This window comes from Bacillus sp. RAR_M1_44, assembly GCF_020165935.1.
Lineage (GTDB): Bacteria > Bacillota > Bacilli > Bacillales > Bacillaceae > Bacillus > Bacillus altitudinis.
In genome coordinates, this window is sequence record NZ_JAIUKX010000001.1 from 517,225 (window position 1) to 530,586 (window position 13,362).

General features: G+C 38.7%; 13 protein-coding genes. 2 read left to right on the top strand and 11 right to left on the bottom strand.

From position 1 onward, the window contains the following. Positions 1-21 precede the first annotated feature (21 nt). The 4 genes from LCD34_RS02810 to LCD34_RS02825 all read right to left on the bottom strand — a co-directional run bounded on the left by LCD34_RS02810 (position 22) and on the right by LCD34_RS02825 (position 5,196). Positions 22-1,242, bottom strand: a complete 1,221-nt coding sequence (locus tag LCD34_RS02810; RefSeq protein ID WP_224558484.1) for an MFS transporter — start codon at positions 1,240-1,242, stop codon at positions 22-24. Positions 1,243-1,613: 371 nt separating this feature from the next. Further along, a complete protein-coding gene (locus LCD34_RS02815) occupies positions 1,614-2,363 on the bottom strand; it encodes an SDR family oxidoreductase (protein ID WP_224558485.1) in 750 nt (249 codons plus the stop codon). A gap of 194 nt (positions 2,364-2,557) precedes the next feature. Beyond that, positions 2,558-3,757, bottom strand: a complete 1,200-nt coding sequence (locus LCD34_RS02820; protein WP_224558486.1) for an iron-containing alcohol dehydrogenase — start codon at positions 3,755-3,757, stop codon at positions 2,558-2,560. Then, the gene (locus tag LCD34_RS02825; protein WP_182489298.1) at positions 3,754-5,196 is read right to left on the bottom strand and encodes an alanine/glycine:cation symporter family protein; all 1,443 of its coding nucleotides are present in this window, start codon (positions 5,194-5,196) and stop codon (positions 3,754-3,756) included. Before LCD34_RS02825 ends, LCD34_RS02820 begins: the two co-directional genes overlap by 4 nt. A 130-nt stretch (positions 5,197-5,326) precedes the next feature. On the opposite strand from LCD34_RS02825, the gene LCD34_RS02830 reads away from it, so the two are divergent. Further along, the gene (locus LCD34_RS02830; protein WP_008342630.1) at positions 5,327-6,220 is read left to right on the top strand and encodes a LysR family transcriptional regulator; all 894 of its coding nucleotides are present in this window, start codon (positions 5,327-5,329) and stop codon (positions 6,218-6,220) included. Positions 6,221-6,358: 138 nt separating this feature from the next. Here the strand turns inward: LCD34_RS02830 and LCD34_RS02835 are convergent, their stop codons facing one another. From LCD34_RS02835 to LCD34_RS02855, 5 genes are all read right to left on the bottom strand, one after another. Continuing rightward, complete coding sequence (locus LCD34_RS02835) at positions 6,359-7,480, bottom strand: ABC transporter permease (RefSeq protein WP_099496632.1); 1,122 nt, start codon at positions 7,478-7,480, stop codon at positions 6,359-6,361. Further along, positions 7,473-8,639 (bottom strand): ABC transporter permease, encoded by a 1,167-nt coding sequence (locus tag LCD34_RS02840; RefSeq protein WP_099496633.1) that lies wholly within the window; start codon positions 8,637-8,639, stop codon positions 7,473-7,475. Before LCD34_RS02840 ends, LCD34_RS02835 begins: the two co-directional genes overlap by 8 nt. A 19-nt stretch (positions 8,640-8,658) precedes the next feature. Then, positions 8,659-9,603, bottom strand: coding sequence for an ABC transporter ATP-binding protein (locus tag LCD34_RS02845; RefSeq protein WP_046526826.1), 945 nt, complete (start codon positions 9,601-9,603; stop codon positions 8,659-8,661). A gap of 209 nt (positions 9,604-9,812) precedes the next feature. Beyond that, entirely contained in the window at positions 9,813-11,027 is a 1,215-nt protein-coding gene (fdhA, locus tag LCD34_RS02850; protein ID WP_017358089.1) for a formaldehyde dehydrogenase, glutathione-independent, read from the bottom strand. A gap of 428 nt (positions 11,028-11,455) precedes the next feature. Next, entirely contained in the window at positions 11,456-12,058 is a 603-nt protein-coding gene (locus LCD34_RS02855) for a class I SAM-dependent methyltransferase (protein WP_017367683.1), read from the bottom strand. Positions 12,059-12,325: 267 nt separating this feature from the next. Between LCD34_RS02855 and LCD34_RS19665 the strand changes: the two genes are divergently transcribed. Then, the gene (locus LCD34_RS19665; RefSeq protein WP_008342643.1) at positions 12,326-12,451 is read left to right on the top strand and encodes a YjcZ family sporulation protein; all 126 of its coding nucleotides are present in this window, start codon (positions 12,326-12,328) and stop codon (positions 12,449-12,451) included. A 43-nt stretch (positions 12,452-12,494) separates the two neighbouring features. On the opposite strand, the gene LCD34_RS02865 is transcribed toward LCD34_RS19665, so the two are convergent. Both LCD34_RS02865 and LCD34_RS02870 read right to left on the bottom strand, forming a co-directional pair. Beyond that, positions 12,495-12,656, bottom strand: coding sequence for a hypothetical protein (locus tag LCD34_RS02865; RefSeq protein WP_154666048.1), 162 nt, complete (start codon positions 12,654-12,656; stop codon positions 12,495-12,497). Between the two features lie 159 nt (positions 12,657-12,815). Next, complete coding sequence (locus tag LCD34_RS02870; RefSeq protein ID WP_008342648.1) at positions 12,816-12,950, bottom strand: YrzI family small protein; 135 nt, start codon at positions 12,948-12,950, stop codon at positions 12,816-12,818. Positions 12,951-13,362: the final 412 nt, after the last annotated feature.

Consider the following 13,362-nt stretch of genomic DNA (forward strand, 5'->3'; position numbering starts at 1 on the left):
TAACATAATTTTTTTAATTTTCTAAGTAAGATGCACTATTTTTTTGACAGTCAATGGACGAAAAATGACAAAACATAGCAACAGACAAATAAGAAGCATACATAGGCAGCCAATTATGACAGAAGTACGTATCGATAAAACATGCGCCAATGCGCCGCATATTCCTGTCATCATCATCGTCAGAACTGCTTCACATAACGCATAAAAACTTGCCACTCTCCCCATAACCTCTACCGGGATATTCGTTTGATAAAAAGTCATAAAACCGGTGTTTGCAAATGCTAAAAAGAAAGCGAGAACAAAAAAGCCAGCTGCTGCGACAGTCAATGTGCTTGAAAAAGCATAGATCAAGTATCCAAAAGCCACAAACAAACTTCCCGCACCAAGCATCACTGAAATAGGCAGCCTTTCGACAATGACTGTATTGAGACATGCCCCTGCGATAATCCCTGCTCCAGCTACACTGACAAGAAACCCATATTCGGTATTGGTCAACATCAGCACTTCCTTTGCAAAAGCTGCTTCAAGTGAGTCAATTGCAGTCGGCAGCACCGTGATGGCGGCACTAAATAATAAATACACGGCCATCACTTGACGGGATGTGAGACTGAAACGAAAGACAAGTTTTGCATCTTCCTTTAATACCGAGAGAGAAAAGCCCTTTTGTGCCCCGTCTGCTTTTGACAAAATCGGTAAACACATCGTCAAAACAGCAGATATCAAAAGGCAGATTGCATTTACATAAATTGAAAGGACTGGTGTACCAATGAGAAAAAGCAACCCTGCTACGGCGGGTCCGAGTAAAAATCCACCAGACTGAAGCAAAGATCGAATGGCATTAAACCGTTTTCGTTTATCCGCCGGGATTAGTGCTGTCATATACACCATCGAAGCTGGATGAAACATGGCTTGTGCCATATGAATGAGAAATAGCATCACATATACGATCAATAAGTGGCCTGAAAATAAGGCAAAGGGTAAACAAGCAATCAGAACGGCCCGGCATAGATCTAGACTGATCATGACATTCCGCTGATTCAGTCTATCTACTAAACTACCAGACCAGCTATTTGTTAAAAGAGCCGAGACAGGTTTTAACATATAGACGGCTGTTACAGCAAGAACGGAGCCCGTTTCCTGAAAAATCAGTAGATGGAGAGCAATCAAATAAATCCATTCTCCTATATTCGCAATACCAATCGCTCCAAGTAACATGCTCATATCCCGCCAATGTTTTTTCATCGTGGTGCCCTCCTTTTTGTCATAAAAAAATCCCGCCCCCAAGACATTTCTGTCTTGAGGACGGGATTGACTCCGCGTTGCCACCTCAGTTCATTCACCTGTTACCAGATGAACCTTAGCAGGTTATCGCTAACCCTTCTCTATAACGGGAGAATGCCGCTTCACCACCATCACAATGAATCCGGTGCAGAGCTAAGAGGCTTGGTTCTGTAACGCTTCCCAGCTCCTTCTCAGCTTCACGGAGTTCTCTGTGTGAGGCAGCCATTACATACTCTTCTCTATTTGCGCTTTATCTTTTTTTCATCACGATCTTCAGCTGAATTGTTCTATATTGTACTGCGCCTCCGTCAAGACGTCAATGTTTTTTCATGTTAATCCGCATAAATCATTTTTCTAGTCATGCCGCCATCAACAACCAAATCGGTTCCTGTCACAAATTGATTGTCTTCATCTGTTAAATAAAAACAAGCTTTGACAATATCCTTTGGCGTTCCTACTCGATTGGAAAGGTGCTGCTGATGGTCAATTTCTCGCAAATTTTTCTCATCCTTCGTTTCAATCCACCCAGGGGAAATGCTGTTTACTGTTATGTGATCCTGACTAAAAGAAGCAGCCAGCGCATGAGTAAGTGCTGATATCCCGCCTTTTGATGCAGCATACGCTTCTGTATGAGGCTCTGACATGGTCGCACGGGTAGATGAAATATTCACAATGGAACCGCCGTTTGGATTCTCTTTGATATAACGTGCCGCTTCCCTTGCACATAAAAAAGCACCTCGTAGGTTTGTATGCAGCACATGATCAAACTCATCAACCGTTAGCTCATAGGGCGATTTTGTACACATAACCCCTGCATTATTGATGAGAATATCGATCGTTTGATAACGAGCCACAGCAGCCGACATGATGTCTTGAATATCCTTCTCTTGTTTCACATCCGTTTTTTTAAAAAAAGCCTCAAAGGACTCCTTTTTCAGCTGATCTTCCAAGCGCTTGCCCTTCTCTTCGTCAATATCCGCAAGCACAACAAGCGCCCCTTCTTTCGCATAGCCATACGCGATCGACTCACCAATTCCATTGGTTGCGCCAGTGATTACGACTGTTTTATTGTGAAAATTCATCGTTTATCCTATCCTTTCTCTCATGAGATGTTGTCGTCTATCATACCACTCATGTATACACGATACCTAGTCAAATGGGACATAGAAAAACCACCACCTAAATCATACATTAGGAGGGTGGTATATTTGTAATTCTCCATATTGACGACATAGTCGTTTGCTTCTTGTGTAAAGTCTGGGAAAGTTTGTGTTTATCATTCAGTCAGTCTATTCGGCTCTTTATCTGTATGACTATATGAAAAAGCAGCCTTTAGTATATCTAAGTAGTCCGCTTTCGTAACGGCACGAACATTGCTTTTTGTAGAGTTATTTTGTTCTGCTAGTTCAGCCATTTTTTCAAAATCCTCTACTTTTACATAAGATAATTCTTTTAGTGATGGAATACCTAAATTCTTTGTGAATGTATACATACCATCCATTAATTTTTGAATCGCCACATCATCTGCATCCGTTTTATCTGCAAAGCCCATAATGTTTGCAAGCTCTATGTGCAATGATTTGTTTTCAGCTGCATTAAATTGTATGACATAAGGTAAAAACACAGCATTTGCGATACCATGAGGCGTATCATAAAGACTGCCGAGCGCTTCGGCTAAACAATGTACGGCTGCTACATCAGCGGAACCGAAGCATAAGCCAGCGAGTAAACTGCCTTCCTGCATTTTGTATCTTGCTTCTAAATCAGAACCGTCTTCATACGCCTTCGGTAAATAGGTCACAATGGTTTTCATTGCGCTTGCCCCCATCGCCTTAGAAATAGGGTTTGTTTCTTTACATGTATAGCCTTCAATCGCATGGACCAGTGCATCAACACCTGTTGCCGCTGTTATACTTTTTGGCACCGTAGAAGTAAGAGCAGGATCCAAAATCGCAATAGTTGGCCGAAGCAAGGCATGTTTTAAGGTGATTTTTTTATGTGAAGTAGCTAACGTAATCACAGATGAACGGGTCACCTCAGAGCCAGTTCCAGCAGTGGTTGGAATACAAATTAAGGGTGATACATTTGTATACGCCTTCTTCCCTGCAATATACTCTTCAGGATTACCGCCATTTGGACCTAATAAAGCAATGGCTTTTGCCGTATCCATTGGGCTTCCTCCACCAATCGCAATTACCGCTGATGCTTGTACTTTTCTAAAGAGCTCTGCACCCGTTAGACATTCATGATCTCTTGGGTTGGGAGATACTTGATCAAAGACAACAACGGAATAACCAGCTTCTTGCAAATATGCTTCAATAGGCGTCACCAATCCTGCGCTTTTTACACCAGGGTCAGTCACAATCATAATTGTAGCACTAGGCAATACAATGTCCTCTACAATAGAGGCAATATCTTTAGATTTTCCAGTCCCCATGATCATTTTCGTATGACAATCATATTCAAAATTTATCATAGATTTTCTACCCCTTCATTTGTTGATTTAATCGCTTGTTTTTCTGCTCCCCACCATTCTATTCCTTTTAAACCAGGAATGGTAGAAGCGTAAAAAACAGGGTTTTTTCCTACCTTTCTTTGTCCCATGTAATCATTAAGAGCCGCAAAAGCAAATTTGCCTAAAATCGCAATGGCAACCAAGTTAACAATAGCCATAATCGCCATCGACAAGTCCGCTAACGTCCAAACGATTTGTAAGTTGGCGAGAGCACCAAACATGATCATCATTAAAACAGTGATTCGATACACGAATAGCGCGGTTACACTGTGATGAATAAAACCGATATTGGCTTCACCGTAATAGTAGCCACCTACAATGGAGCTAAATGCAAAAGTAAAGATCGCAAATGCTAAGAAAATACTAGCCCAAGAACCGAAATGCTGCGCCATTGCAGCTTGAGTAATTTCAATACCTGACAAATCACCTGCTGTTTCTACTGTTGATAGCATAATAATAAATGCTGTACAACTACAAACAACTAATGTATCAAAAAATACGCCTAATAATTGAACAAACCCTTGTTTTACTGGGTGTGAAACATGGGCAGCAGCAGCTGCATTTGGCGCACTTCCCATCCCTGCTTCATTGGAAAATAAACCGCGTTTGACACCGTTCATTATTGCAGCGCCGATTCCGCCTCCAACCATTTGCTCTAATCCAAACGCGCTTTTCATAATACTTGCTAATGCTGCGGGTACATCAGCGATATTTGTGACAATCACATAAAGTGCTAAGATAATATAAAACGAGGACATGATTGGCACAATGATTTGGGTAAAGCGGGCAATTCTCTTTACACCACCAAAAATGATGAGAGCCGTAAGAATGGTTACGAATACCCCCATGCCAATTGGACTGATACCAAATGAATATCGAAAGGCATTTGTGATGGTGTTCGTTTGTACTGCATTAAAAATTAAGCCAAAACTAAGAATAACAGAAAAGGCAAAGATCCTACTTGGCCATTTCAGTCCAAATTGCTTTTGTATATAATAGCCTGGCCCCCCTTTAAAACCATCACTTGTTCTCACTTTATATATTTGAGCGAGTGTACTTTCGACAAATGCAGAAGCTCCCCCTAAAACTGCTGCAAACCACATCCAGAAAATAGCTCCAGGACCACCAACTGTGATGGCAATAGCAACACCTGCCATATTTCCAGTTCCAATCCTCGTCGCTGCTCCGATAAAGAAAGCTTGCATTGAAGAAATATCTTGACTCCCTTTTATTTTTGGAGCTTTTTCAAAAATAGAACGGAAGATCTCTTTTAGTAAGACAATTTGCATAAACTTCATTCTCACCGTAAAGTAGATTCCTATTCCTATTAACATAATGACTAAAATATATGTCCATAAAAAGTCATTTATTGAATTGACAATCGTTTCAAACAAAGCCATCCCCCCTATAAAATCTGAACATTCTAAATAATGAAAGCGCCTACTTTTATCATAGTAAAAATGATATGATCTATCTATAGAAGTTTTCTGATTGCATCAATCGGCTCATCCGATTTAGGAGGGATTGACGTTGGAAATAAAGCAACTGATGATGTTCCAAACAGCATCAAAAGTATTAAACTTTACAAAAACAGCACAAATACTTGGCTATGCTCAATCTAGTATCACGGCAAATATCGCTGCATTAGAAGAAGAGTTAGGAACCCCTCTATTTGAAAGGCTTGGAAAAAGGGTCATTTTAACTGAAGCTGGCATGAAGTTTCAAGATTATACGGATAAGATTTTAGGTTTAACAGGAGAAGCATTAGAGGCTGTTGGCGGGATGAGTGAGCCAAGCGGCATTTTGAGAATATGTGCATCTGAAACACAATGTACCTATCGACTTCCTCATATTTTAACGGACTTTCAAACAACGTATCCTAAAGTAGAACTGATTTTCCGTCCCGGAATAGCTGAAAAGGATGTTTTAAATCTATTACTGGAAGGACAAATTGATGTCGCCCTATTATCGATGAATCCTGTCGTATCCTCACATTTAATTGTAAAAGAATTAAAAGATGAACCGATGGCCATTGTATGCTGTCCAACAAATCCATTGAGCAAAAAACAAAAAGTATATCCTATCGATTTAGACGAGCAAAGATTGTTGTTAACCGAAGACTGCGATTATCGTTATGCCTTCGAACACTCTTTGACACAGGCAGGAGCAAAACCGAGAAGTAAACTAGAACTAGCAGATGTAGAAGCCATAAAAAAATGTGTAATGGCTGGTTTAGGAATTGCTGTACTTCCCGAAATTTCTATAAAAAGGGAAATAACAGAAGGCCATATGATTAAAATCAATTGGATGGGACCCTGTCTCACAACGAAAATCCAACTATTCTGGCATAAAAATAAATGGATGTCTCCTGCTTTGAAGGCGTTTGTTGATTTAACAGAGGAATATATCCTTCTCAATGGGTAATGTGAAATATTTACTTGGGCAGCCTTCAATTTCTTTCACCATTAAATATTAACGAGTTATCCAATCATTTAAAGTAAATCACGTGTATACAAAAAGCCCTCTACATAGCTATAGAGGGCTTTTTAGAAGAACAAAGGATTAATAGGATCTGATACTCTTCAAACCAATGATCATAAAGACCACCGTAAAAGCAATTAAAACCGTCGCATCTAATAATAAGATAGAAAGATTAACATTGCCGCTCATGATCTCACCAAAACCAGACATCATCCATGTTTGCGGTATAGTCAAAGAAATCTTCTTCATAATGTCTGGAACGATATCTAAAGGCCAATAAATACCACCCAGCATGCACGATCCTACAATGACAATTGCACTAAAGATTTCAGCTTGTTTTTTTGTTTGTGATAAAGTAGCTATCATAAATCCTAAACTTACGACAAGGCCTATAACAAATGATCCGAACAATAAGATAAGAAACAGGTTGCCTAAGTAGACATTAAAGAAAATAGATAAGATGGTCAAAAGAACACCCAATTGTATCCATCCAAGAAGGAAATATGCCATTAAATAGCCCAGAAGTACATATATTTTATGGATTGGACTCGAAAGCAATCTTTGCCATGTATAATTTTTATACTCCGAATGTATAGATGACAAAGAGCTTGAAATCGCAAACATCATAAACATAATGGTAAAGCCAAGCGGTATCAAATTTGGTTGTTGGCTTGCTTGACCATTTTGATTTTTTTCGGCCAATGAAATCGTACCAGATTCATTTAACTTGTTCAATGCATTGGTGAGAGAAACACTTTTCTGCTCTTTCACACCCTGATTGATTTGATAAATGATGGCAGCTGTCTCTTTTAAATAGGGAGATAAGACTGCATATTCTTCAGTTTTTTTATAAACTGTCACATCAAAAATCTCTTTATTTTCTTTTAAATGGGACTCTAATTGATCAGAGACTTTAACCGACGCAATTACCTTTTCATCAGATACTAATTCTTCCGCTTCAATTTCAGACGCCTTTATCCAAAGAAATGTCGTGTTCTTTTTGAGCAGTTTTAATATTTCCTGATTGAGTTCGTTTTGTTGAGGATTTTGAACAAAAGCAACTGTGGGTTTCTTTGTATCTGATGCCGTGCTGCCAAAGATAAAACTAAATATGATTGGCATAACAAATAAAAAAATGAGAGCCAATGGAGACTTTAATGTTTCTTTTAACTTTAACGTGATAATGGCTAATATTTTATGCATAGCGATGCTTCCTTTCAAAAGACATTCTTAATAAAGCAATGATGAAGAAAGCTAGTCCCATCCCGCAGCTAATTAATAATCCGCTTTGAATTTCACTAAAATCAGCACCTGCCATACTTTTCAAAAACATTTGAAGTGCAAGAGAATTAGGTAAAAAATAGCTGATATCAATCACCCATTGTGGGAATAAGTATAAGGGCACCATACTCCCGCCTAAAGCAGCTAACACTTGAGTGCCTAAAATCCCCACACTATTAAACGTTTTTTCTCTTTTGATAAAAGAACCAATCAGCACCCCGAAACCCGCAGCATTTAATATAAAACTACATCCGATCATAACAACAGTAAAAGGCTCTCCCCAGTTCACCTTAAAGACAAAGCTAGTAAATAAAATAATGACCGCAAGTTGAATCATACTCATTAAAATAATGCCCAATAACTTTCCAATGATATAACTAGTATTGTTTAATTTTGATACTAGTAGTCTTTTATAAACTTCTTCTTCTTTTTCCTCTATCATACTGCCAACCAAGAAAACAACAGTCATTAATAAAAAAAGCACACCCATCCCGCCTGCGTAGTATTGGAAGGATGTAATCGGCTGGCTGTTGATATGAATATTCCTTTCGTTCACTAGTTCTTTTTTCAGTTGATCAGACACGACCTCCACTTCTTTACCTTGATTCAACGGCACCAGAATACGATTCATATGATAATTTTGAAAGAATTGCAAAATCACATTTTCTAGGACCATTTCCTGTAAGCTTGAATTAGGTCCTTTCAAAATATTCAATTGCACATGATCATGATTTAATAGGCTTTTTTCAAAATTCGGCTTGATGATTATACCCATTGTAATGTCTCTACTATTTAAATCTTTCTCTAGCTGATTTTTCGAGGTGACCTTCACTTCAAATATGTCACTGAGTTCACTCTTAGACAATGTTGAAAGAAACATTTTACTTGTAGCGGACTTATCTTGATCTGTTATTCCTACTCGAAATGAATTGATCCTAATTTCGCTATCTTTCTTCATGTTATCTCCAAATGCTGCACCTAAAATAGCAATTAATATGATAGGCATAAAAAAAAGTGTAAAAAAGCTTTTCTTATCCCTAAAAAACAATAATAGATCTTTCAGTACAACCCAAATACTCATATACTTACCTCTATTCGGTCTAGTCTCGTAATTTCTTACCTGTTAAATACAAGAATACATTTTCTAAATTTGGTTCTACAACTTCTGCTGAAATTAATTGAACATGTAATGCGGTTACACCTTGAATAAGTTGACTTAGTAAATGCTGAGGATTGTCATCAAATAATTTGATTTGATTTTCCTGCACCGTAAAGTCATTCAATGGGTGGTATTCATTTATATATCGGCACACTCGCTCCATATCCTTTTGTCCTTGTTCACATTTAATCGTAAAAATGATTTCTCTCTTTTCTCCAACAAGCTCAGCCAATTCACTTAAATCACCTACCTTAATGAAAGAACCTTGATCCATAATAGCTATTTTTTCACATAGATATTCGACTTCCTCCATGTAATGACTCGTATAAATAATCGTCATTCCTTCACCATTTAACGTTTTAACTGTTTCTAATATATGATTTCTGGATTGCGGGTCTATACCCACTGTAGGTTCATCCATTATTAATAGTTTTGGCCGATGCAAAATCGCACATCCGATATTCACTCTTCTTTTCATCCCTCCTGAGAATACTTTCACCTTATCATTCGCTCTATTGCCCAGACCAATTAATTCAAGGATTTCTTGTACTCTGCTTTTTAATTCTTCTCCTTTAAGTCCATACATTTTCCCCCAAAACGTTAAATTTTCTTTTGCTGACATATCTAAATATAAAGCGATCTCTTGTGGAACAATACCAATCAATTGCTGTGCATGCTTTGTTTCTTTATGTAGATCAATGCCTCCAATCGTAACAGTCCCGCTCGTTGCATGTATAAGTCCTGTCATGATACCGATTAAGGTTGATTTCCCTGCACCATTAGGGCCCAAAAGCCCAAATGATTCACCAGGTTTCAAGTGGAAGTTAACCCCTTTTAATACTTGTTTACCCTCATAATTTTTGATGATGTTCTGTACTTTTAGCAATTGTAATCTCTCCTCTATTCTTCCTATCTATCATAATCCTGTCCAATCATTGCCAACTGTTTTATGGTATGTCTTTCAACTAAAGATCATTTTTTCCAATTTACTCATTTTACCACGTTATGAAATGTAGAAGAACAGTATAGGTCTTTTTATATTTATAAACAAAAAAACTTACAGGAAAAATCCTGTAAGTTTTTTTCGATGGATCATTATTTAGAAATCATGCCATGCGGGTCAATCACAAATTTCTTCGCCACACCCGAATCAAAATCGCTATATCCTTTAGGGGCTTGATCAAGGGAAATGACGGTCGCATTAACGGCTTTGGCGATTTGTGCCCTTCCGCTTAAAATAGATTTCATCAAGCTGCGGTGATATTGCATGACAGGGGTTTGGCCTGTCACAAAGGTATGGGCTTTGGCCCAGCCAAGTCCAATTCGCACTTTCAGAGATCCAACTTTTGCATCTTCATCCACAGCACCTGGATCTTCTGTGACGTAAAGTCCTGGAATTCCAAGTTTACCGCCAACTTTGGTAATATCCATAATTGTATTTAAAACGGTGGCTGGTGCTTCTCCTTGATCTCCATGACCCGAAGCTTCAAAGCCGACACAATCGACCGCACAGTCGACTTCTGGCTCTCCAAGGATGTTAGTCATTTGTTCACCGATTCGATCATGTTTTCGTAAATTAATCGTTTCGCAGCCAAAGCTTCTCGCCTGCTCGAGCCTTTGTTCATTAAGATCGCCGACGATGACAGCAGATGCGCCAAGGAGCTGAGCGGAATGCGCTGCTGCAAGACCTACTGGCCCTGCACCAGCAATATAGACGGTAGAGCCCGGCTTTACGCCAGCCGTATAAGCACCATGAAAACCTGTCGGGAATATATCAGAAAGCATCGTCAAATCAAGTATTTTTTCCATCGCCTGATCTTTGTCCGGAAATTTGAGTAGCTGGAAATCAGCATATGGCACCATGACGTACTCCGATTGGCCGCCAACCCATCCGCCCATATCTACATATCCATAAGCTGAGCCAGGTCGATCGGGGTTCACATTTAAACACACATGGGTTTTTTGTTCTTTACACATGACGCAGCGACCACAGGCAATATTAAATGGAACTGATACGAGATCACCCTTTTGGATAAACTCTACATCTCGTCCAACTTCAACGACTTCACCAGTAATTTCATGACCAAGGACAAGTCCTTCAGGCGCAGTTGTACGCCCTCTTACCATGTGCTGGTCGCTCCCGCAAATGTTTGTTGTCACCACTTTTAAAATGACGCCATGCTCACACTTACGTCCAACATTGGCTTTAGGTACACCAGGGCCATCTCTTAAAACCAAATCAGGGTATCCAATATCCTCAACTGCTACATTTCCTGCTCCTTTGTAAACGACACCTTTGTTTCCCGACATGTTTTCATTCCTCCCTTTTTGTTTAAAAATGAAGTCTCTCCAAAATTCTCTCTTTCTCGGGCTTTTTCCTTCTTTTAACCGCACATTGACTCAAAAAGTAAGTGACAAATGTCTATCTAGGAGAGAAAAATGTACTTTCCAGTCAAATAAAAAAGAAAATATTGAAAAAAAAGCTAAACATTTGCAGAACATTGTCGATATAAGGAATAAGCCAGACAGGTATCCTTAATCGACAAACAAATTCCTTATATATACTATCATTCCTTACACACCTGGCTGGCCCCTACATATGAAATGAATGCAAAAGACTCTTCTTGTGAAGAGTCTTTTTTATTGACGAATGGTCCATTTCATCGCATGCAAAAAGGCTCCTCTGACGAAGAGCCTTTTTTAATTGCTTGTTCATTACCTGGGAAATATTTTCATCATCATTTTAAGGCTTTGATACAGATGTATGTATCATAATGGTAAACAGAGACGTCTCTAAAGTGATACGCTGAAAAAAGACAGCTGATGTCTTCTTCACTGTACGTTGAAAGAGACTGTGAGCGTTTTTGTTCCTTCATTAGTTCCTGCTTTTGAAAAGATAAGAATACTTCTCCATCCACTTGAAGAACACGATATACCTCTTTCATAACTTGTTCGATATCTGGCAAGTAATAGATGGTCTGCACTGTGAACAATTTATTGAATGATCTGTCTTCAAAAGGTAATTGCTCAGCTTTTCCAAGTGTGATAACGGCTTTTTCCTGCTCGACAAGCCTCTTATGTTTTCTTTTCGCGTATTTTACCATATGACGCGAAGCATCGATTCCATATACTTTTCCTCGATCAAGTTTTTCCGCTACTTTAGATAATGTCATACCTCTTCCAGTACCAATTTCTAAAATCCGGTCATTTTCTTGTATATTTAAGAGTTGAATCGTCCATTGATTGATATTATGATGATTTTTTTCCATATAGCGGGCAACCCATTTTGAGAACAAGCCTTTTGGTTCCCTCATTTGTTTTCCAATCCAGCTTTGAATCAATGTCAACACCTGCTTTGCACCAGTAAATAAAACTATTTACGAATTTTCTTACTTTTCATATCGGCTCTCGCCTAACAAAAGTTAAGACCTAGTCCTAATTTCTTTGTCTTTTATTAGACGGCACCTTTTCTGAAAATGTTTCGCACGTCATGAAAAATATTTAAACAAATAGGCATTTTCATTAATTGTGCTCAGATTGATTTCGTTTTCCGCATGAGCTGCATATTTTATGAATGTATCTTGATTAGATAAAGGTGGTGCTAGATTATGGGCTTTGGCGGTTATTCTGGAGGCTACTGCGGTGGCTACGGTGGCGGTTTTGCAGGCGGATTCGCATTGCTTGTTGTACTGTTCATTTTGTTAATCATCATCGGTGCAAGCTGGATTTGCTAATGTAAAAGGAGCAGGAAACGATAACGTTTCCTGCTCCTTTTCTTTAATACCAATAGGTTGGATAATTGTACATATAGCGTCTGAGCATTTCTTCTTGCTCTCTTTGCATTCTGTATGGATTGCCGTACCCGTGCTTTAAAGAATGCGGAATAGACGCATACCCGTGCCCCACTGACGGAAACCTCATATATGGTGACATTGACATTCATTGATCACCTCACAATCTCCTTTTACGGTTATCATATGTGCAGGTGATCAATGTGGAGCGTGTCTAAACCTGGTCCTTCTCCCTTGTATAACAATCAAGCATTGCAAGCATCATAAACATGTCAATCTCCTCCTTTTCATGTTTTTATTGTCCTTTTTAGTTCATGTACTTTAGTTGTTTCTGCTTCATTTCTTCATAAAACGTTTCGACTTGTTGTTCATAAAGAACGGTTTCAATGTCTTTGTATTTACGTTGGATCGTCAAAGTAATAAAAAATAAATGGATTGTCATATACGCTCACCTCCCTTCAGTTCGCAGCACGCGAAATAGCCCGCAGATCTTCTTTATCAGTTGACCTGCGGGCACACAAAAATGCAGATCAAAAGACAGTGTCTTCTAACCTGCGATGGATGATACGTGAAATCCTCGTTTACTTAAACAGTTTTGTAGCGTGAACCGTAAAAGGTAAAGGAAGGACACGAGCTCTTCCACAGGCTGATGACATGATGAAATTGGTTGTTGAATTGATCACAAGTAGATACGAATAACATATTCTTCAGCCTCCTTTACGTTTTTTATTACTTTGTAAGTATATCCAGCAAGCACCATTTTGTAAACCTGTTTTTAGTAAATTAGATGATTTTTGTGTGTTTGACTAAATTTCTACAGTAATTCTTGTCCGATTATCCAGTGCAATTTAAAA